The 20,981-nt window shown below is 74.1% G+C and carries 18 protein-coding genes; 13 read left to right on the forward strand and 5 right to left on the reverse strand.

The annotated features are described in order from the left end of the window. Positions 1 to 21 precede the first annotated feature (21 nt). The 5 genes from H9X71_RS13360 (at position 22) to H9X71_RS13380 (ending at position 6,261) form a co-directional block, all read left to right on the forward strand. Complete coding sequence (locus tag H9X71_RS13360; protein ID WP_244961933.1) at positions 22 to 1,116, forward strand: glycosyltransferase family 9 protein; 1,095 nt, start codon at positions 22 to 24, stop codon at positions 1,114 to 1,116. Next, positions 1,113 to 2,165, forward strand: a complete 1,053-nt coding sequence (locus tag H9X71_RS13365) for a glycosyltransferase (protein WP_191147518.1) — start codon at positions 1,113 to 1,115, stop codon at positions 2,163 to 2,165. Before H9X71_RS13360 ends, H9X71_RS13365 begins: the two co-directional genes overlap by 4 nt. Then, positions 2,162 to 4,108 carry a glycosyltransferase gene (locus H9X71_RS15085; protein WP_191147519.1) on the forward strand — a complete coding sequence of 649 codons (1,947 nt, stop codon included), beginning with the start codon at positions 2,162 to 2,164 and terminating at the stop codon, positions 4,106 to 4,108. Before H9X71_RS13365 ends, H9X71_RS15085 begins: the two co-directional genes overlap by 4 nt. Continuing rightward, a complete protein-coding gene (locus tag H9X71_RS13375) occupies positions 4,105 to 5,484 on the forward strand; it encodes a PfkB family carbohydrate kinase (RefSeq protein ID WP_191147520.1) in 1,380 nt (459 codons plus the stop codon). The genes H9X71_RS15085 and H9X71_RS13375 overlap by 4 nt, the downstream gene beginning before the upstream one ends. A gap of 72 nt (positions 5,485 to 5,556) precedes the next feature. Beyond that, entirely contained in the window at positions 5,557 to 6,261 is a 705-nt protein-coding gene (locus H9X71_RS13380; RefSeq protein ID WP_043584090.1) for an SDR family oxidoreductase, read from the forward strand. An 82-nt stretch (positions 6,262 to 6,343) separates the two neighbouring features. Here H9X71_RS13380 and H9X71_RS13385 read toward each other — a convergent pair whose 3' ends face one another. Then, a complete protein-coding gene (locus H9X71_RS13385) occupies positions 6,344 to 6,721 on the reverse strand; it encodes a hypothetical protein (protein ID WP_191147521.1) in 378 nt (125 codons plus the stop codon). 94 nt (positions 6,722 to 6,815) lie between these two features. After that, on the reverse strand, positions 6,816 to 7,427 hold the full coding sequence (locus H9X71_RS13390; RefSeq protein ID WP_191147522.1) for a hypothetical protein: 612 nt from the start codon (positions 7,425 to 7,427) through the stop codon (positions 6,816 to 6,818). A 104-nt stretch (positions 7,428 to 7,531) separates the two neighbouring features. Between H9X71_RS13390 and H9X71_RS13395 the strand changes: the two genes are divergently transcribed. The 4 genes from H9X71_RS13395 (at position 7,532) to H9X71_RS13410 (ending at position 12,202) form a co-directional block, all read left to right on the forward strand. Beyond that, on the forward strand, positions 7,532 to 8,026 hold the full coding sequence (locus tag H9X71_RS13395) for a luciferase domain-containing protein (RefSeq protein WP_244961629.1): 495 nt from the start codon (positions 7,532 to 7,534) through the stop codon (positions 8,024 to 8,026). A gap of 131 nt (positions 8,027 to 8,157) precedes the next feature. Next, positions 8,158 to 9,171 (forward strand): glycoside hydrolase family 26 protein, encoded by a 1,014-nt coding sequence (locus tag H9X71_RS13400; RefSeq protein ID WP_191147523.1) that lies wholly within the window; start codon positions 8,158 to 8,160, stop codon positions 9,169 to 9,171. A 108-nt stretch (positions 9,172 to 9,279) separates the two neighbouring features. Continuing rightward, on the forward strand, positions 9,280 to 10,668 hold the full coding sequence (locus tag H9X71_RS13405) for a glycoside hydrolase family 26 protein (RefSeq protein ID WP_191147524.1): 1,389 nt from the start codon (positions 9,280 to 9,282) through the stop codon (positions 10,666 to 10,668). 178 nt (positions 10,669 to 10,846) lie between these two features. Then, on the forward strand, positions 10,847 to 12,202 hold the full coding sequence (locus H9X71_RS13410; protein ID WP_191147525.1) for an alpha/beta hydrolase: 1,356 nt from the start codon (positions 10,847 to 10,849) through the stop codon (positions 12,200 to 12,202). A 7-nt stretch (positions 12,203 to 12,209) separates the two neighbouring features. Here H9X71_RS13410 and H9X71_RS13415 read toward each other — a convergent pair whose 3' ends face one another. Both H9X71_RS13415 and H9X71_RS13420 read right to left on the reverse strand, forming a co-directional pair. Further along, positions 12,210 to 13,346, reverse strand: a complete 1,137-nt coding sequence (locus tag H9X71_RS13415) for a glycosyltransferase family 9 protein (protein WP_191147526.1) — start codon at positions 13,344 to 13,346, stop codon at positions 12,210 to 12,212. Between the two features lie 84 nt (positions 13,347 to 13,430). After that, positions 13,431 to 14,480, reverse strand: coding sequence for a LacI family DNA-binding transcriptional regulator (locus H9X71_RS13420; protein ID WP_191147527.1), 1,050 nt, complete (start codon positions 14,478 to 14,480; stop codon positions 13,431 to 13,433). 110 nt (positions 14,481 to 14,590) lie between these two features. Between H9X71_RS13420 and H9X71_RS13425 the strand changes: the two genes are divergently transcribed. From H9X71_RS13425 to H9X71_RS13440, 4 genes are all read left to right on the forward strand, one after another. Then, positions 14,591 to 15,532 (forward strand): carbohydrate ABC transporter permease, encoded by a 942-nt coding sequence (locus H9X71_RS13425; protein WP_191147528.1) that lies wholly within the window; start codon positions 14,591 to 14,593, stop codon positions 15,530 to 15,532. A 2-nt stretch (positions 15,533 to 15,534) separates the two neighbouring features. Further along, positions 15,535 to 16,485 carry a carbohydrate ABC transporter permease gene (locus H9X71_RS13430; protein WP_191147529.1) on the forward strand — a complete coding sequence of 317 codons (951 nt, stop codon included), beginning with the start codon at positions 15,535 to 15,537 and terminating at the stop codon, positions 16,483 to 16,485. Between the two features lie 71 nt (positions 16,486 to 16,556). Further along, positions 16,557 to 17,912: an ABC transporter substrate-binding protein gene (locus H9X71_RS13435; protein WP_191147530.1), complete on the forward strand. Its 1,356-nt coding sequence runs from the start codon at positions 16,557 to 16,559 to the stop codon at positions 17,910 to 17,912. A gap of 86 nt (positions 17,913 to 17,998) precedes the next feature. Continuing rightward, positions 17,999 to 19,798, forward strand: a complete 1,800-nt coding sequence (locus H9X71_RS13440; RefSeq protein ID WP_191147531.1) for a glycoside hydrolase family 35 protein — start codon at positions 17,999 to 18,001, stop codon at positions 19,796 to 19,798. A 43-nt stretch (positions 19,799 to 19,841) separates the two neighbouring features. Here the strand turns inward: H9X71_RS13440 and H9X71_RS13445 are convergent, their stop codons facing one another. After that, on the reverse strand, positions 19,842 to 20,882 hold the full coding sequence (locus tag H9X71_RS13445) for a PDDEXK nuclease domain-containing protein (RefSeq protein ID WP_191147532.1): 1,041 nt from the start codon (positions 20,880 to 20,882) through the stop codon (positions 19,842 to 19,844). Between the last annotated feature and the right edge of the window lie 99 nt (positions 20,883 to 20,981).

Consider the following 20,981-nt stretch of genomic DNA (forward strand, 5'->3'; position numbering starts at 1 on the left):
CTCGACGCGGTGCACCTCCTCATCCACGACCCCGCGCCCCGCCGCGTGCTCGTCGTGCGGCTCGACTCCGTGGGCGACGTGCTGATCTCCGGCCCCGCGGTGCGCGCCGTCGCCGCCGACCCGCGCGTCGAGGTCCACCTGCTCTGCGGCCCGCGCGGCGCGTCCGGCGGTCGGCTGCTGCCGGGCGTCCACGCGGTGCACGTGTGGGACTCGCCGTGGATCTCCTCCCCCGCGCCCGCCGCCGACGCCGCGTCCGTCGACGCCCTGCACGCGATCCTCACCGAGGTCGCGCCCGACGAGGCCGTCATCCTCACGTCCTTCCACCAGTCGCCGCTCCCGCTCGCGCTGCTGCTGCGGCTGGCGGGCGTGCGGCGGATCACCGGCGCGAGCGTCGACTACGCCGGCTCCCTCCTCGACGTGCGCCTGAAGCCCGGCGAGGACCTCGACGAGGACCAGCCCGAGCCCGAGCGCGCCCTCGCGATCGCCGCCGCGGCCGGGCACGCGCTGCCCGCCGACGACGACGGCCGGCTCGCCGTCCGGGAGGCCGCGCTGCCGTCCGACGTGGAGGCGCTCCTCCCCGACGGCCCGTTCGCGCTCGTGCACCCGGGAGCCGCGGTCGGCGCGCGCTCCTACCCGGCCGACCAGCACCGGGACGCCGTCGCGCTCCTCGTGGAGCGCGGGATCCCCGTGGTCGTCACCGGCGGACCCGACGAGCGGGACCTCACGGCGCACGTCGCCGGATCCGCCGCCCTCGACCTCGGCGGCCGCACCGACCTCGCCGGCCTCGGCGCGCTCATGCGCCGCGCGGCCGTGCTCGTGAGCGGCAACACCGGGCCCGCGCACCTCGCCGCCGCGACCGACCTCCCCGTCGTCAGCCTGTTCTCGCCCGTCGTGCCGCCCATCCGCTGGGCGCCGTACCGCGTGCCGGTGATCCTGCTGGGCGACCAGGACGCGCCCTGCAAGCTGAGCCGCGCCCGCGACTGCCCGATCCCCGGCCACCCGTGCCTCGCCGGCGTCTCCCCCGCGGAGGTCGCCGACGCGGTCGAGCGCCTGCTCGCGACCACGGGCGGCACCGGCGGCACGGCGTCGCGACCGTCCTCGGAGGTGCCCGCATGAGGATCCTGATGTGGCACGTCCACGGCGGCTGGACCGACTCGTTCGTCCTCGGCTCGCACGAGATCCTCTTCCCGACGACGCCCGCGCGCGACGCGTGGGGCCTCGGCCGCGGCGGCCGCGCGTGGCCCGCGAGCGCCCGCGAGGTGGATCCGTCGTCCCTGCACGACGCCGACGTCGACCTCGTGCTCCTCCAGCGCGTCGCCGAGATCGAGGAGGCGGAGCGCCTGCTCGGCCGACGCCTCGGATCCGACGTGCCGGCCGTCTTCCTCGAGCACAACACCCCGCGCGGCGCCCCGACCGAGACCGTGCACCCGCTCGCCGACCGCACCGACATCCCCGTGATCCACGTCACGCGCTTCAACGCGCTCATGTGGGACACCGGATCCGCGCCCACCACGGTCGTCGAGCACGGCGTCCCCGACCCCGGCGCGCTGTACACGGGCGAGGTCGCCTCCTTCGGCGCGGTGATCAACGAGCCCGTGCGCCGCGGCCGCATCACCGGCACGGACCTGCTGCCCGCGTTCGCCGACGTCGCGCCCGTCGAGGTGTTCGGCATGGGCACCGACCTGCTGCCGGGCGCGTTCCCCGAGCTCGGCGAGCGCCTCGTGCCGCGCGGCGACCTGCCGACCGCGCGCATGCACCCGGAGCTCGCGCGGCTGCGTGCCTACATCCACCCGCACCGCTGGACCTCGCTCGGCCTGTCGCTGCTCGAGGCGATGCACATGGCCATGCCGGTGCTCGTGCTCGACGCGACCGAGGCGTCGCGTGCGGTGCCGCCGGACGCGGGCGCCGTCTCGTCCGACCCGGCCGAGCTCGTGCGCGTCGCCCGGCTGCTGCTCGCGGATCCCGACGAGGCCACCCGGCGCGGCCGCGTCGCCCGCGAGGCCGCGCTCGCCCGCTACTCGCTCGGCCGGTTCCTCGGCGACATGGACGCCGCGCTGCACGACGCCGTGGATGCCGCGGCCGCGCGCCGCTCCCGCCGCGCCCCCGCCGGATCCGGCCCCAGGACTTCCCCGCACCACCCGCTCGACGAGAGGACGACACGATGAGGATCGCGATGATCTCCGAGCACGCCAGCCCGCTGGCGACCCTCGGCGGGGTCGATGCCGGCGGCCAGAACGTGCACGTCGCGGCGCTGTCCGCGGCGCTCGCGGACGAGGGCCACACGGTCACCGTCTACACGCGCCGCGACGACGCCTCGCTGCCCGCCCGCGTCGCCTTCGCGCCCGGCGTGGAGGTCGTGCACCTCGACGCGGGACCCGCGCGCGCCGTCCCCAAGGACGACCTCCTCCCGCACATGGGCGAGCTCGCCGACGGCCTCCTCGCCGACTGGCGCACCAACCGGCCGGATGTGGTGCACAGCCACTTCTGGATGTCCGGCATCGCGGCCCTCGACGCCGCCGCCCGCCTCGCCTCCTCGCCGGTGGGCGCCGCCGCGGCCCCGCCCGTGCTGCACACCTTCCACGCGCTCGGCTCCGTGAAGCGCCGCCACCTCGGCGCCGAGGACACGAGCCCCGCCGAGCGCACCGAGCTCGAGCCCGGCGTCGGCCGCCGCGCGGACGCGGTCATCGCGACCTGCTCCGACGAGGCCGCCGAGCTCGTGCGCACGGGCGTCGACGCGGCCCGCATCACGGTGATCCCGTGCGGCGTCGACGTCGAGCACTTCACCCCGCGGTCGTACGCGGACGCCGACGCGGATGCCCCGATGCGCGTCATGGTCGTCGGCCGCCTGGTGCCCCGCAAGGGCGTCGACCTCGGGATCGAGGCCCTCGGGATCCTCGCCGGCCGCGGCCGGCGCGACGTCGAGCTCGTGATCGTCGGCGGATCCGGCGACGCCGCGAGCGCCACCGAGGAGACCGAGGCCCGACGCCTGATGGACGCCGCCCGCGCCGCCGGGGTCGCCGACCGCGTGCGCCTGCACGGCCGCGTCTCCCAGGCCGACATGCCCGCCGTGATGCGCACCGCCGACGTCGTCGTGTGCGCGCCCTGGTACGAGCCGTTCGGCATCGTGCCCCTGGAGGCGATGGCCTCGGGCGTGCCCGTCGTCGCGTCCGCCGTGGGCGGCCTCACCGACAGCGTGGTCGACGGCGTGACGGGGATCCTCGTGCCGCCGCGCGACCCCGCCGCCATCGCCGACGCCCTCGGGGAGCTCCTCGCGGATCCCGCCCGCCGCCGCCGCCTCGGCCGCGCCGGCCGCGACCGCATGGAGCAGGGCTACTCCTGGGCGACCGTCGCCGCCCGCACCGCCGACGCCTACCGGTCCGCGATCCAGGACGCCGCCCTCGACGACCTCCCCGCCGACCCGACCGTGGTCGACGCGCACCTCGACGCGCTCGGCCCGGTGCTCGACGCCCTCCGCACGCACGCGCCGCGCCTCACCGCGTGGGGCAGCGAGATGGCCGACCGGATGAGCCACGGCGCGCGCCTGCTCGCGGCCGGCAACGGCGGATCCGCGGCCGAGGCCCAGCACCTCACGAGCGAGCTGGTGGGCCGGTTCGACGGCGACCGGCGACCGTTCTCCGCGATCGCGCTGCACTCCGAGTCGTCCGCGGTCACCGCGATCGGCAACGACTACGGCTTCGACGAGGTCTTCGCGCGCCAGGTGCACGCGCATGCGCGCTCCGGCGACATCGTCGTGCTCCTCTCCACCAGCGGCCGGAGCGTCAACCTCCTCAAGGCCGCAGCCGCCGCGCGCGCCGCCGGCGCCACCACCTGGGCGATGACGGGCCCCGGCCCGAACCCGCTCGTGGAGGCGTGCGACGAGTCGCTCGCGCTCGACGGGCCGTCGGCCAACGTGCAGGAGGCGCAGCTCGTCGCCGTGCACGCGATCTGCCGCGCGTTCGAGAGCCGCCTGAAGGCGAACGACCGCGCCGCCGCCCTCGCCTCGGCCACCGCGGACGCGGCTCCCGCGTCGCCGGCATCCGTCGCGTCCGTCCCCGTGACGGTCACGCCCGCGTCCACCACGGCCGCTCCCGCGGAGGTGCCGGCATGAGGATCGTCGTGGTCGGCGACGTGCTCCTCGACGTCGACATGACGGGCGCCGCGCACCGCCTGAGCCCGGATGCGCCCGTCCCCGTCATCGAGGTCGAGGAGTCGCTGCCGCGCGCCGGCGGCGCGGGCCTCGTCGCGACGATGCTCGCGCGGGACGGCCACGACGTCCGCCTCGTCACCGTGCTCTCCGACGACCGGCACGCGGCGACCCTCCGCGCGTGCCTCGACCGGATCGACGTGGTCGCCGGCCCGTCCCGCGCGCCCACGCCCGTGAAGACCCGCGTCCGCGCCGACGGCCACGCCATCGCCCGCATCGACGAGGGCTGCGCGCCGCCGCCCACGCCGGAGGCGACCGACGCGATGCTCGACGCGATCGCCACCGCCGACGCCATCGTGGTCGCCGACTACGGCCGCGGCGTCACGCGCGACCCCCGCGTCCGCGCCGCTCTCGACGCGCGCGCCGCGGTCGTGCCGCTGGTCTGGGATCCGCACCCCGCGGGCGAGCCGCCCGTCCCGAACACCGCGCTCGCCACCCCGAACCTCGCCGAGGCGCGCGCGTTCTCCGGGATCGCCGGGCGCGACGTGTCCGCCGCCGCCGACGCCGCCCGCCTCCTGCAGGAGAGGTGGGGCGTGGGCACGGTCGCCGTCACCATGAGCGAGCGCGGCGCGCTGCTCGTCTCGGCGCCGTCGGCCGGGGGATCCCCGTCCATGCCCGTCATCGTCCCCGCCCCGCTCGTCGCCACCGGTGACCCGTGCGGCGCGGGCGACCGCCTGGCCGCCACCGCCCTCGCGGCCCTCGCCGGCGGATCCGCGGTGGACGACGCCATGCGCGACGCCGTCGCCTCCGCCGCCGAGTACGTGGACGCGGGCGGCGTCGCCACGCTCACGGGCCCGCCGGCCGCCCGCCCCATCGGCGGCCACGCGGCGAGCGCCCTCCAGGTCGTGCGCGCGACCCGCGCCGCCGGCGGCACCGTCGTCGCGACCGGCGGCTGCTTCGACCTCGTGCACGCCGGCCACGCCCGCACGCTGGCCGCGGCCCGCGCCCTCGGCGACTGCCTCGTCGTCCTCCTCAACTCGGACGACTCCGTCCGCCGCCTCAAGGGACCCGAGCGGCCGATCATGACCGAGGAGGACCGCGTGGACCTCCTCATGTCGCTCGGCGTCGTGGACGCGGTCGTGCTCTTCTCCGAGGACACCCCCGAGGAGGCGCTCCGCTCCATCAAGCCCGACCTCTGGGTCAAGGGCGGCGACTACCGCGCCGAGGACCTCCCCGAGTCGGCGGTCATCGCCGAGTGGGGCGGCCAGGCCGTGACCGTGCCGTACCACCCCGGCCGCTCGACAACGAAGCTCGCGGGCGCGCTCGCCCGCGTCGGCTGAGCCCCTGATCCGCACGTCTCCCCCGCACCTCCGCGCCCACCGGGCGCGATCCGCATCACGGAAGGAACACCCATGACCGACTCCCCCCGCCCCAGCACCGGCCGCGTCCTCATCACCGGAGGCGCGTCCGGGCTCGGCGCCGCGGTCGCGCAGGCGGTCCTCGCGGCCGGCGGCGAGCCCATCGTGCTCGACCTCGACACCTCGAGCGTCACCGGCATGGAGGCCCACCGCATCGACGTCTCCGACACCCGCGCCACCGAGGCGCTCGTCACCGAGATCGCCCAGGCGCACGGCGGGCTGGACGCCGTCGTCACCGCCGCGGGCATCGACCGCTGCGGCCGCCTCGTCGACGTCGCCCCCACCGAGTGGGAGAAGGTCATCGGCGTGAACCTGATGGGCACGGTCGCCGTCGTCCGCGCGGCGCTGCCGTTCCTCACCGAGTCGCACGGCCGCGTCGTCACCGTCGCGTCGTCGCTCGCGATCAAGGCCGTCTCCGACGCGACCGCCTACTGCGCGTCGAAGTTCGGCGTGCTCGGCTTCACCCGGGCCCTCGCCGCCGAGACGAAGGGCGAGGTCGGCGTGACCACGCTCATCCCCTCCGGCATGAAGACCCACTTCTTCGACGACCGCGACCCGAAGTACAAGCCCGGCTCCGACGCGAACCTCAACGACCCGGCCGCCGTCGCCGACAGCGTGATGTTCATCCTCGGCCAGCCGCGCGGCTGCGAGATCCGCGAGCTCGTCATCACCCACGAGCTCGAGGACAGCTGGCCGTGAGCCGCGGCTGATCCGCACCCTGCGCACGTGACACGAGCCCGGCCCCGCATCGCGCGGGGACGGGCTCGTCTCGTCCCGAGGGTCAGCGGAGAGCGATGCCGGTCATGACCTGCACCGCGAAGTTGATCCCCACGATGAGCGCGATCCCGGTGATCGGCGCCCACGCGGCCGGCACACGACGCGTGCGGCAGACGACGACGGCCACGGTCGACAGCACGAGCACCGCGATGGTCCCGACGACCCAGAGTCGCGAGGCCGCCGTCTCGAGGCCGATGTCGCAGGCGCCCGAGACCCCGCAGCGGTCCGGGAGCCAGCTCACGAGCACCATGGCGACGAGCCCCGCGAAGCCGAGCACCCACTCGACGACGAGCAGGATCATCGCGAGCCGCGCGTCGTACGGCGGCCGGGTCGGCACGGGTCCGGCGACGCTCGGGCGGTGCGCGGTCTGCTGGTCGCTCATCGGATCCCCCTGATCCCGGGCGCACGCTACGCCTGTCGATCCCCCGACGCTATCCGCGTCCCCGCCCGCCGCGGAAGGGCCTTGCGCGATCGCGTCAGACCGGCCGCACCAGCGTCACCCCGCGCTCCGCGGAGAACCGCGCGAAGTCCGCCACCCCGAGCCGCGCATCCGCCGCCGTGGATCCCACGCCCGACGGGTTGTGGAACGTCGCCGTCTCCCCGTCGAACGCGTGCACCAGCACGAGGTGCCCGCCGCGCCTCGTCGCCGGCCGCTCCGGGTACCGGATCTCCGACGACACCGACGCGAGCACCACCCGCCCCTCGCCCACCCCGGCGAGCAGCTCGGGCACGGCGATCCGCGGATGCACGACCGCCTCGATCCCGAAGTCGTCGCGCACCCACTCCGCGAACGGCCGGTAGTACAGCCCGCCGACCTCGTCGCCGTCGCGCGTGAGGGCGGCGCGCGCGACGGCGCGGGTGATCAGCTCCTGCATCGGCAGCGCGCCGGCCGCGGGGATCCACGCCTTGAGCACCGACCGCAGCCCCGCGAGCCCGCAGACGTGCCGCGACCAGAACAGGTACTCGGCCTCCGACGGGTGGCCCTCGGTGCGCCAGTCGAACCGGTCGGCCGGGCTCTCGCCGCGCTCGATGAGCGGCGCGTTGCAGGCGAGGTCGCCCCACTGCGACTCGTACGGGTACGTGGTCATGCGGGCTCCTCGGGTCGGTCCTGCACAGGGTGGCATGCGGGCGGTGGGAGCACGTCCCTCCTCCGGCCGACGCTCCCGGCGCAGCCCCGGCCTACGTTCGACGGGTGATCTCCACCCCGCGCCCCGGCCCGCGCCCGTCCCTCTCCGACGAGGGCCCGCAGCGGCAGCTCACCGACCGCGCCGCGCCCGAGCTGTGGGGGCGGCTCGTCGCGCACGCGTTCGCGCTGCCCGGGGTGCGCGAGAGCCACAGCCAGGTGTCGCCCGCGTCGTCGCGCGGCCTGTTCCTCCGCGATCTCGAGACGCCGATCGTCCCGTGGACCTCGCTCGCCCCCGAGGGCCGCCTCGAGCCGGTGCACCTGCACGGCGTCGACGACACCTCGGTGCACCTCTGCCTCCCTGTCGCCCGCGGCGCCGAGCTCACCGCGCTGGGCTGGGCCACGCCGCACCAGTACGAGGACTTCGGCACCGAGTTCCTCGTCTACGGCCCGCGCGACGAGGCCGAGGTCGACGTGGTCGTCAGCCTGATCGAGGAGGCCATCGCCTTCGCGCGGGATCCCGGCGACGAGCAGCCGGCGCACCTCCCCGTCGCCGGGGGCTGAGCGCGAGCGGGCGCATGGATCCCCACCCGACCATCGCCTGACCGTCCGGCCGTGACCGGACATCGCCCCGGGATGCAGCGGGAGCGTCGGATAGCTTCCGGGGAGCGGACATCCGCAGAGAATTGGTCAGAATGCAGCACCACCCCCTCCCCTTCCGCCCCGCGACCGCCCTCCTCCTGGGTCTCGCCCTCACCGCCGGGGTCCTCACGGCAGCATCCCCCGCCAGCGCCGCGACCCGCGGCACCGCACCCGCCGTCGGCGCCGCGTCCGCCGCCCCGACCGTCTCCGACGCCCGGCTCCGCTTCGGCGTCGCGACGCCCGGCGGCCCGACCGCCGGCGGCGAGCTCGACCAGGTCGCCGCGCAGGTCGGCGAGAGCCCGAGCATCGTGCTCTCCTACGCCGACTTCACGCAGGCGCCGCCCATCGCGGCCCTCGACGCCGTCGCCGCCCGGGGTGCCGAGAGCCTCCTCACCTGGGAGCCCTGGCGCGCCGGAGGCGGCCGGGACCAGCCGGGCTTCTCGAACGCGAGCATCGTCGCGGGCGACCACGACGCGCACCTCCGCGCGTGGGGATCCCAGCTGGCCGCGTGGGGAGGTCCGGTCTCCCTCCGCTACGCGCACGAGATGAACGGCGACTGGTACCCCTGGGCCGAGGGCGTCAACGGCAACGCGGCGGGCTCGTACGCCGCGGCCTGGCAGCACGTGCACGACGTCGTCGTGGCCGAGGGCGCCACCAACGTGCGCTGGGTGTGGACGCCGAACGTGCCCTACGCGGGATCCACCGCGCTCGCGGGCCTCTACCCCGGCGACGCGTACGTCGACGTCGTCGGGCTCGACGGCTACAACTGGGGCACCGGCGTCGCGGGCTTCGCCTGGGTGTCGCCCGCCGACCTGTTCGGCCCCGGCATCGAGCGCCTCCGCGCCATCGCGCCCGGCAAGCCCATCGTCATCGCGGAGACGGCGTCGTCGGAGATCGGCGGATCGAAGGCCGCCTGGGATCGCGACCTCGTCGCGTTCCTGCAGGCCCAGCCCGACGTCGCGGCCTTCGTCTGGTTCGACATGGACAAGGAGGCGGACTGGCGCATCGGCAGCTCCGAGTCGTCCGCGACCGCCTTCCGCGACGCGCTCGCCGCCCGCCGCGTCTGATCCGCCGCCCCGGCCGTCGGATCCCGTCGCTCAGCGGACATCCGATGGACGGCGGGGGCCGAAGAACATACGCTCGCATGGATCCATCGGGGGAAGGACCATCTCGCCATGCCCGCTCGTCGCCGTCTGAAGTGCGCCGTCGTCACCGCCGTCGCCCCCGCTGTCGTCGTCACGGCCACCGTCCTCGCCGCACCGGCGACCGTGACCCAGGCCGCCGCCGCGCAGGCCGTGCCCGCGGCCCCCGCCGCGATCGTCCTCTCGGTCGCCGCCGGCCCCGTCGGCACCGCCGTCACGGTGACCGGCACCGGCTTCCCCGCGAGGAAGGCCGCGGTCGTCACGGCCGGAACCACCGCGAAGCGCATCACGACCACGGCCACCGGCCGTCTCACCACCGCGATCCCGATCGCCCGCACGGCGCTGTCGACCATCCGGATCACCGCGACGTCCGGCACGCGCACGGCCGCCGCGTCGTTCACCGTCACCCCGGCCCGCAGCGCGCGCGAGACGCGGACGACCCCGACGCCCGCCCCCGCCCCGAAGCCGGTCCCGAAGCCCGCGCCGGCACCGCGGCCGACCCCGACACCCGCGCCCACCGTGTCCGCGCCGAGCGCCCCGGCGGCCCCCTCCGCCCCGGCCATCAGCTCGGCCCGCCTGCGCCTCGGCCTCTCCACCCCCGGCGGCCCCACGGCGAACGGCGAGCTCGATGCCGCCGCCGCGACGCTCGGCGAGAGCCCGTCCATCGTGATGAGCCACGTCGACTTCACGCATCCGGCGCCCGTGGCGGGCCTCGCGAGCGTCGCCGCGCGCGGCGCCGACAGCCTCCTCACCTGGGAGCCGTGGATCGGCGGCGCGGGCGTCGACCAGCCGGCCTACGCGAACGCACGCATCCTCGCGGGCGACCAGGACGCCTACATCCGCTCCTGGGGCGCCGACCTCGCGAGGTACGGCGGGCCCGTCTACCTCAGATACGGCCACGAGATGAACGGGAACTGGTACCCGTGGTCGGACGGCGTCAACGGCAACGCGCCCGGCTCCTACGTGGCCGCGTGGAAGCACGTGCACGACCTCGTCGTCGCCGAGGGCGCCACCAACGTCAAGTGGGTGTGGAGCCCGAACGTGCCGTACCCGGGATCCACCGACCTCGCCTCCCTCTACCCCGGCAGCGACCAGGTCGACGTGGTCGCGCTCGACGGCTACAACTGGGGGACCGCGCCCGGCCAGACGTGGACCGCGCCCGCCGCGCTCTTCGGCCCCGGCATCGACCGCCTCCGCGCCATCGCGCCCGGCAAGCCCCTCGTCATCGGCGAGGTCGCGTCGAGCGAGGCCGGCGGATCCAAGTCCGCGTGGAACCGGGACCTCGTCTCCTACCTGCAGGCCCAGCCCGACGTGCTCGGCTTCGTGTGGTTCGACTTCCGGAAGGAGGAGGACTGGCGGATCGACAGCTCGGCCACCTCCGCCGCCGCCCTCCGCGACGCGCTCGCGCTCCGGCGCCGCTGATCCGGGCCCGCGCCGGCACCGCCCGCCGGCCCGCGCTCCGTCACGCCCGGCGCCTCCCGTCCCCCAACACACCCGGCGCGCACCCAGCCGGCGCACAGCGGATGCCCGCCGCCCGCGCCCTACCCTCTGACGGGCGCCGCCCGACCCGACCGGCGACGTCCCAGACGAGGAGGCGGTGGTGACCCGAGCCCACCGGCGGCGCGAGACGGCACATGGCGTCCCGTCCCGAGCCCACCGGCGGCGCGAGACCGCGCTGGCCCTCGCGGCCGTGCTCGTCGGCCTGCTGATCCTCCCGGCCCCGCCCGGCTCCGGCGTCGAGGGCGGCTTCGCCCAGCTCGACCGCTACTCCGCCCTCACGGCCGCGCAGGCGCACCGCATGATCGCCGCGCATCCCGCGCTCGAGCTGCAGGTGATGGACGCGGCGCCCGACCGCGTCGTCGCGTGGTGGGCGGCCAAGGACCGGAAGCACCGGAAGGCGCTGATCCGCGAGTCGCCCGCGCTCATCGGCAACCTCGACGGCGTGGACTACGCCTCGCGCGACGCCGCCAACCGCCGCCAGCTCCGGACGGAGATCCGCGAGGAGGAGCAGGCGGTCGCGGCGAGGCCCCGCGACGCCGACGCGCACGCGCGCCTCGCCGCCCTCACCGCGATCCGCGCCGCCTTGCACGCGCACGCCTCCACCCCCGGCGGCCCGGAGCCGAAGCGCACGCTCGTGTCGCTCACCCGCCGGGATCCGCCGCTCGCCGCCATCGCCGTGGGGGATCTCGACACCGCCCGGCAGGTCACGTTCACCGTCCCGGGCATGGGCACCTACACCGACGACATGCAGCTCTGGACGGAGACGGCGCAGAACGTCTTCGACGCGCAGGCGTCGGTCGGCGCGCCGGCCGCGCACGCCGTGGTCGCGTGGATCGGGTACCGCACGCCGCCGCCCGGCGTCGACGCGACCCTCGGCGACGCCGCGGAGCGCGGCGCCCCGCTGTTCGCGAGCGAGCTGGCCGGGCTGCAGGCGGCGCGGCGCGGCGGCGACCTGTCGTCGGTGAGCGTCATCGCGCACTCGTACGGATCCACCATGGTCGCCGACGCCCTCGCCGCCCGCGACCTCGGCGTGCGCTCCTTCGTCATGCTCGGCTCGGCCGGCGTCGAGGACGGCATCCACGGCGTCCGCGACCTGCACGCCCGCCACGTCTTCGCGGGCGAGGCCGCGGACGACGGCGAGGCCGTGTGGGGCCGGCTGTCCCGGCAGGATCCGCGCGCCCCCGGCTTCGGCGCCACCGTGATCTCCGTCGACGGCGATCCCGCGCGCGGCCTCCTGCCCGTCACCGGCCACGCGCCCGTGCTGCACTCCCCCTGGAACGACGACCCGGACTCGCGCGCCTGGACCACGATCCCCGACGAGGCCCAGCGCGCCGCCGAGTACGCCGCCCACGAGAGGACCTACGGCTACCTCGACGCGGGCACGGAGTCGCTGCTCGATGCGGCGATCGCGACGACCCCGCACGCGACGGGGCCGCTCCTCACCGAGCAGGGCTGAGCGCGGCTCAGGCCGTCACGCGCTCCCCGAGCGACGCGCGCCGCAGCTGCTCCACGTCCGCGTGCACGTCGTCGACCCGCACGTCGGCCACGTACGACGGGTCGTGCTCGCAGCGCTCCGCGGTCCAGCCGACCTGGGTCACGTCGACGCCGCAGACGGGGCAGCGCGTGGTCCAGCCCATGTGGATCCGGTGCCGTGTGCGCCCGAACGCCGCCGCGTTGATCACGTTGCCGAACCAGAACACGCCGACCGTGCGCGCGCCGACGGCCTGCGCGAGGTGGCGCGGTCCGCTGTCGTTGCCGAGCACCACGTCGGCGTGGGTGAAGAGGCCGGCCAGCTCGCCGAGGGTGAGGGCGTCGGCGAGGGAGGTGATCCGCTCGGCCTGCTCCGCCGGCAGGCCCTGGCGGCCGAGCGCGACGATGCGGTCGGCGTCGGCCGCGTCCGTCGCGTCGCCCACCACGACCACCTGCGCGTCGTCGGCGGCGGCCCGGCGCGCGACGTCGGCGAACGACCCGACCGGCCAGCGGCGGCGCACGTCCGTGGCGCCCGGGTGGATGACGACGAGCCCGCCGGGCGCGCCCGTCACGTGCTCCGCCGCTGCCGACCGCTCGGCGTCGGTGACCTGGACGACCGGCTCGAGGTCGGCGATCGGCGCGCCCGCGAGCCCCGCGACCTCGAGCCCGCGCAGCACCTCGTGCTGGTAGTAGACGTACGGGATTACGCGCTCGAGCCGCTCGGCGTCGTCGGTCGCGGTGCCCACGGTGTGCCGCGCGCCGAGCCGCAGCAGGAACGGGTTGGAGTTGCGGCCGCCGCCGTGCACCTGCACGGCGAGGTCGAACCGGCGCTCGCGCATCCGGGCGGCGAACGCCTCGATCTCCTCGGGGTCGGGATCCGTGCCCGGCACGTCCCGCACGCCGTGCGCGACCGGCAGCACCTCGATCTCCTCGGGCGCTCCCGGGCGGCCCTCCAGCAGCGCGCGGTGCAGCGGCGTGCCGAGCAGCGTGATCCGCGCGCCCGGGTACGCGGCCCGCAGCGCCGCGATGGCCGGCAGCGCGAAGATCAGGTCGCCGAGCCCGCCGCCGCGCAGCACGGCGATGGAGCGGACGCGATGGAAGGTCTCATGGAGCGGGGCGACGACGGGCACGGGCGGGCCTCCTGGTGGGGCGGTCGGGTCCCCCACCCCGTTCCCCGCGGCGGCCGTGTCGAAACGGTCCGGCGGATCGGCGCGCTACGTCCGCGGCGCCCCCGCGCTCTCGCGCACCACGAGCCGCGTCGGCACGATGCGGTCGCCCGAGGGCTCGCGCCCGTCGAGCATCTCCAGCAGCACCTGCATGGAGCGGCGGCCGATCTCGGTGAAGTCCTGGTGCACGGTGGTGAGCGGCGGCCAGAACGAGCTCGACTCCTCGGTGTCGTCGAAGCCGACCACGCTGACGTCGCCCGGCACGTCGCGGCCGAGCTCGTGCAGCGCGTGCATGATCCCGAGGGCCATCTGGTCGTTCGCGGCGACGATGCCGGTGATGTCCGTCCGCCGCCCGAGCTCCTTCCCGATGCGGTAGCCGGACGCCGTGGTCCAGTCCCCCTGCGCCGGGTCCTCCGGGGTGAGCCCCGCGTCGAGCATGGTCGCGCGCCACTCCGCCGCGCGCCGGGCCGCCGAGTACGAGGTGGACGGCCCCGCGACGTGCACGATCGCGGTGTGCCCGAGGTCCAGCAGGTGCTGCGTGACGAGCCGCGTGCCCTGCTCCTGGTCGGTGTCGACGACCACGAACGGGTCGCCCGCGTCGGAGTCGATGATCACGACGGGCAGCCCCACGGGGATGATCACGTCGGCCCGGTCGAGCATGTGCGCCTCGATGATGATGACGACGCCGTCGACCGCCTCCTCCTGCAGCCGGCTGAACGCCCCGGCCACCTCGCCCTCGGTGGGATGCGGCACGGGCATGAGCGTGATCGTGTAGCCGGCGCCGGACGCGGCCGTCACGATCGCGTCGAGCGTGCGCATGTTGCCGAGGGTGGAGAGCGTGAACATGATGATGCCGATGCTGCGGAAGCGCCCGGTCTTCAGGGCCCGCGCGGCGCTGTTCGGCCGGTAGCCGAGCTCGGCCATCGCGTCCATCACCCGCTGGCGCGTCGTCGCCTCCACGTTCTGGGCCCCGTTGGACACGCGGGAGACGGTCTGGGCGGACACGCCGGCGTGCGCGGCGACGTCCGCCATCGACACGGTGCGGCCCCCGGGCGTGCGGCGGCCAGCCGACTTGACGACCGACGGTGGAGATGTCATGGTTGCGAGCATCACAGATGTTTGCGCAAACACCCAATCCTCCTGAGGTGGGTGACCGGCCTTTCGAAACGGCCCGGCAGCGCGGAGATCCCCCGACGAAGTGGAAGCACATGACGACGATGTCGACCTCGGCCACCCGGCCGAAGGCGCCCGACGCGGGCCGCCCGAGCGGCCCCCCGATGCGACGCGACAAGCGACGCTGGACCGGGCTGGGCTTCGTCGCCCCGTTCCTCGTGGTCTTCCTCGTCGTCCTCATCGCGCCCGTCGGCTACTCGATCTACCTCAGCCTGTTCCAGGAGCGGATGATCGGCGGCAACTCGTTCGTCGGCCTCGCCAACTACACTCAGGCGCTCAACGACCCGAAGTTCTGGGACGCGCTCGGCCGCGTCGCCCTGTTCCTCGTCGTGCAGGTGCCGATCATGCTGGCCATCGCCCTGTTCGCGGCGCTCGCGCTCGACTCGGCCCGCCTGCACTTCACGGCGTTCTTCCGCATCTCGATCTTCCTGCCGTACGCCGTCCCCGCGGTCGTCGCGGCGCTCATGTGGGGCTTCATCTACGGCAACCGCTTCGGCCTCGTCGGCAACGTCGAGCAGGCCACCGGCTGGGACCTCCCCGACCTGCTCTCGCAGAGCTGGATCCTCGCGTCGATCGGCAACATCGTCACGTGGGAGTTCGTCGGCTACAACATGCTGCTGTTCTACGCGGCCCTCCGCGTCATCTCGCCCGACCTCTACGAGGCCGCCGAGCTCGACGGCGCCGGCCCGTTCCGCATCGTCACCGGCATCAAGCTGCCCGCCATCCGCGGCGCGCTCGTCATCGGCGTGATCTTCTCCATCATCGGCAGCTTCCAGCTGTTCAACGAGCCGAACATCCTGCAGACGCTGGCGCCGAACGGCATCAGCTCGTTCTTCACGCCGAACATGTACGCCTACAACCTGTCCTTCGCGGGACAGCAGTTCAACTACTCCGCCGCCATCGCGATCATCATGGGCGTCCTGACGATGGTGGTCGCCTACGTGGTGCAGCTCGTCGGCACCCGGAAGGACAGCTGACCGTGTCGACCCTCACCGGAACCCCCCTCGCCGCGCCCGACGCCGGCACGCCCACCCGCGACGCCCCGGCCGACAAGGCGCCGAAGCGCCGCAAGAGCGCGGGCGCTCCCCGCGAGCGCCGCAGCATCGTGCTCACGCTCGTCATGGCGCTGCTGCTCATCTACTCCGTGCTCCCCCTCTTCTGGCTCCTGGTCAACTCGACCAAGACGCAGGACGCGCTGTTCAGCTCGTTCGGCCTCTGGTTCTCGGGCGACTTCGCGCTGTGGGACAACATCCAGGGCGTGCTGACCTACGGCAACGGCGAGTTCGTCCGCTGGCTCGGCAACACGCTCATCTACGTGGTCGTCGGAGCGGGCGGCGCCACGCTGCTCGCCACGCTCGCGGGCTACGGCCTCGCGAAGTTCGACTTCCCGGGCAAGAAGATCGTGTTCGCGGTGGTGCTCGGCGCCGTCGCGATCCCCGGCACGGCCCTCGCGGTGCCGACCTTCCTGCTCTTCAGCCAGATGGGCCTCACGAACACCCCGTGGGCGATCATCCTGCCGTCGCTCATCAGCCCCTTCGGCCTGTACCTCATCTGGACCTACGCGGTCGACTCGGTGCCCACCGAGATCCTCGAGGCGGCCCGGATGGACGGCTCGAGCGAGCTGCGCACGTTCTTCACGATCAGCCTCCGGCTCCTCAGCCCCGGCCTCATCACGGTGCTGCTGTTCTCGATCGTGGCGACCTGGAACAACTACTTCCTCCCCCTGATCATGCTGAGCGACTCCCGCTGGTACCCCCTCACGGTGGGCCTCAACCAGTGGAACGCGCAGTCGACCACCGTGGGCGGCCAGCCGATCTACAACCTCGTCATCACGGGCTCGTTCCTCGCGATCATCCCGATCGTGATCGCGTTCCTCTTCCTCCAGCGCTACTGGCAGTCCGGCCTCTCGGCCGGCGGCGTCAAGGCGTAGCGCTCCCCGACAGCACCTCCCCGCACCACAGCACGTCCCCTCACCACCACGAAGAAGTGAAAGGCACCACCATGTCCATCTCGTTCCCCCGCAGGGCGAAGCGCGCCATCGCGCTCGGCCTCGGCATCGTCCTCGCGGGCTCGCTCGCGGCGTGCTCCTCCGGATCCGGCGGCGGCGCCAGCGGCGGCACCGCCAGCGCCGACGACCTCGCGAAGGCCCTCGACACCGAGTCCTCCATCACCGTCTGGGGCTGGGCCCCCGCGATCAAGCCGATCGCCGAGGCGTTCGAGAAGGAGCACCCGAAGATCACGGTCGACGTGCAGAACGTCGGCACCGGCGCCGACCAGTACACGAAGCTCCAGAACGCCATCAAGGCGGGCAAGGGCGCCCCCGACGTGGCGCAGATCGAGTACTTCGCGATCCCGCAGTTCGCGCTCGGCAAGTCCCTCGCCGACCTCTCGGGCTACGGCTACACGGACCTCGAGGACCAGTTCACGGCGTCCACCTGGAACGCGGTCACCGAGGGCGACGCCCTCTACGCGCTGCCGCAGGACTCGGGCCCCATGGCGATGTTCTACCGCCAGGACGTCTTCGACAAGTACGGCATCTCCGTCCCCACCACGTGGGACGAGTACGTGGCCGCCGCGGAGAAGATGCACGCCGCCGACCCGAACCAGTACATCACCAGCGACTCCGGCGACGCCGGCTTCACCACGAGCATGATCTGGCAGGCCGGCGGCAAGCCCTACAAGGTCGACGGCGACAAGGTCACCATCGACATGCAGGACGCGGGCGCCAAGAAGTACACGGCCATGTGGAACCAGCTCGTCGCCAACGGCTCGCTCGCCCAGACCCCCGGCTGGACCGACGAGTGGTTCCGCGGCCTCGGCGACGGGTCCATCGCGACCCTGATCACCGGCGCGTGGATGCCCGGCAACCTCATCGCGCAGGCGACCGAGGGCGCCGGCCAGTGGCGCGTCGCCCCCATGCCGCAGTACACCGCGGGTGACACCGCGACCGCGGAGAGCGGCGGATCCTCCATCGCCGTCATGCAGCAGTCCGAGAACAAGCTCGTCGCGGCCGAGTTCGCGAAGTTCACCACGGCCGACGAGCAGGGTCGCCAGATCTCGTTCGACGCCGGCGGCTTCCCGTCCACCACGGCGGACCTGAACAGCCCCGAGTTCCTCGGCGAGACCCCCGAGTACTTCGGCGGCCAGAAGATCAACGAGGTGCTCAGCGCGGCCTCGAAGGAGGTCGTCCCGGACTGGCAGTACCTGCCCTTCCAGGTCTACACGAACAGCGTCTTCAGCGACTCGGCCTCGTCCGCGTACTCCAACGGCACCTCGCTCGACCCCGTCCTCGAGGCGTGGGGCCAGGCGGCTGCCGAGTACGGCCAGCAGCAGGGCTTCACCGTCGACGTGAAGTAGCGACACCCGTACGACGAGGGGAGGTGCGACGCGAGTCGCGCCTCCCCTCTCCCATGCCACCCGCCCCCACATCCGAGGACACGACCATGCCCGGCCTCCCCGCCACCAGCACCCGCTTCCGCATCGGCGCCGACGACTTCGAGCTCGACGGCCGCCCGCACCGCGTCATCGCGGGCGCCCTCCACTACTTCCGCGTGCACCCCGACCAGTGGGCCGACCGGATCCGCAAGGCCCGCCTCATGGGGCTCGACACCATCGAGACGTACGTCGCCTGGAACGCCCACTCCCCCGAGCGCGGCGCCTTCGACACGTCCGACGGCCTCGACCTCGGCCGCTTCCTCGACCTCGTCCACGCCGAGGGCATGCACGCGATCGTGCGCCCCGGCCCCTACATCTGCGCGGAGTGGGACGGCGGCGGGCTCCCGGGCTGGCTGTTCGAGGACCCCGCGGTGGGCGTCCGCCGCAGCGAGCCGCTGTACCTCGCGGCCGTCGACGAGTTCCTCCGCCGCGTGTACGAGATCGTCGCGCCGCGGCAGATCGATGAGGGTGGGCCGGTGATCCTCGTGCAGATCGAGAACGAGTACGGCGCGTACGGCGACGACGCGGAGTACCTCCGGCACCTGGTCGACCTCACGCGGGAGTCGGGGATCATCGTGCCGCTGACGACCGTCGACCAGCCCACCGACGAGATGCTCTCGCGCGGCAGCCTCGACGAGCTGCACCGCACGGGATCCTTCGGCTCGCGCGCCACCGAGCGCCTCGCGACGCTGCGCCGCCACCAGCCGACCGGCCCGCTCATGTGCAGCGAGTTCTGGGACGGCTGGTTCGACCACTGGGGCGAGCACCACCACACGACCTCCGCCGCGGACGCCGCCGCCGAGCTCGACGCGCTGCTCGCCGCGGGCGCGTCCGTGAACATCTACATGTTCCACGGCGGCACGAACTTCGGCTTCACGAACGGCGCCAACCACAAGGGCACGTACCAGTCGCACGTCACCTCGTACGACTACGACGCCCCGCTCGACGAGACCGGATCCCCGACGGAGAAGTTCTTCGCGTTCCGCGACGTGATCGCCCGCTACCGGTCGGTGCCCGACGAGGTGCCCGCGCAGCGCGGCGACGCGCCCGCCTTCCAGGTCGCGTTCGACGCGGTCGCGCCGCTCGCCGACCTCGTCGAGGGCGGCGCCCCGGGCGTGTTCCGGTCGACGGAGGCCGTGCCGTCGATGGACGCGCTCGGCGTGTTCCGCGGCTTCGCGCTGCACCGGGTGGAGCTGCCCGCGTCCGACGGCACGCACGTGCTGTCCTTCGGCGAGGTGCGGGACCGCGCCGTGGTGTCGGTCGACGGCGTGCGCGTCGGCGTGATCCAGCGCGACCAGCACGAGACCGCGATCGCCGTGCCGCCCGGCCGGATCCTCGAGGTGCTCGTGGAGGACCAGGGGCGCGTCAACTACGGCGTGCGGATCGGCGAGGCGAAGGGCCTCATCGGGCCGGCGACGCTCGACGGCGTGGAGCTCACGGGCTGGGAGAGCATGCCGCTCGACCTCGGCGCGATGGCCGCGGTCGTCTCCTCGGCGGCGTCCTTCGCGGCTGAGCCGGCCGAGCCCGTCACGGCGCTCGACGGTCCGGTGCTCGCGCACGCGTCGTTCGACATGGAGGCGCCCGCCGACCTCTTCCTCGACACGCGCTCGTGGGGCAAGGGCGTCGCGTTCGTCAACGGGTTCGCGCTCGGCCGCTACTGGACCCGCGGGCCGCAGCACACGCTCTACGTGCCGGGTGCGCAGCTCCGCGCGGGCCGCAACGACCTCGTGGTGTTCGAGACGGGCGCGGCGGCGGATCCGGTCGTGGCGTTCCTGGCGCAGCCGGAGCTGGGGCACCTGGAGTCGTAGGGGCGGCGCGGTCCGCGCCACCGCCATCGTCACCTCGATGGGGTCACGCCGAGCCGTCGTCCTCCGCCCATCCGAGCGCGGCGATGATCTGCTCGGCCGCGGGCAGCGCATGCTGCTCGGCCGCAGGCAGGCTCTCGTACGTGTAGGTCGACACGGCCATCGGCGCCGACGCCTGCCCGAGCGCATACCGGACCGTGCGCTGGTTGCGGCTGCCGCAGATCAGGATGCCGACGGTGGGCCGGTGGAAGTCGCGGCGCATCTCGTCGTCGACCACGGCGACGTAGAAGCCGAGCTGCCCGGCGAAGGCCGGTTCGAACTTCCCGGTCTTGAGCTCGATGACGACGTAGCGGAGCTGCTCGGTGTGGAAGAAGAGGAGGTCGACGTAGAAGTCGTCGCCATCGACATCGAAGCGCACCTGGCGGCCGACGAACGCGAAGCCGGCGCCGAGCTCCCGGAGGGTGTCGACGATCCGGTCCATGAGCGCCTGCTCGAGCTCGCGCTCGGAGACCGCGTCGGTGAGGTCGAGGAAGTCGAAGACGTACGGGTCCTTGCCGAGTTCCCGGGCCAGGTCGGAGTCGGCAGGGGCGAGCTGTCCGGCGAAGTTCGTCGGCGGGGCGCCGACTCGCTCGATGGTCCGGTTCATGATCTGGTTCGTGAGCACGTTGCGCGACCAGCCGTGTTCGGCGGCGCGCACGGCATACCAGTCGCGTGCTGTCCGGTCGTCGAGCTTGCCGAGGAGGACGGTGATGTGCCCCCACGGAAGTCGTCCAACAGCTTGTTGGACTACTTCGGCACGGTCGGGCCACGCCCCCGCGAAGGCTCGCATGTGGAAGAGGTTCGAGCGCGAGAAGCCCTTCATCGCGGGGAACTCGGCGCGAAGGTCATCGGCGAGGCGCGCGACGACGGCACCACCCCAGCCCTCGTCTGCCTGGCGCTCCAGGATGACGTGCCCGATGGACCAGTACAGCTCGACCAGCTGCGTGTTCACGCGCCGTTGCGCGGTGAGCTGGGCCGTTCGGACCTGCTGCTTCAGCGCCGTGAGGACGCTGGCGTAGTCGGTGGGCAGCGGCAGCACGTCGGTCACCGGGTGAGGGTAGCCGCCGCGGCCCGAGACGAGGGATCGACGCGACGCCCCGTGTGAGGAACAGGGGAAGTGGGTACGGGCCGGGTGGCGCGCGAGCGC

The organism is Clavibacter zhangzhiyongii, from assembly GCF_014775655.1.
Taxonomy (GTDB): domain Bacteria; phylum Actinomycetota; class Actinomycetes; order Actinomycetales; family Microbacteriaceae; genus Clavibacter; species Clavibacter zhangzhiyongii.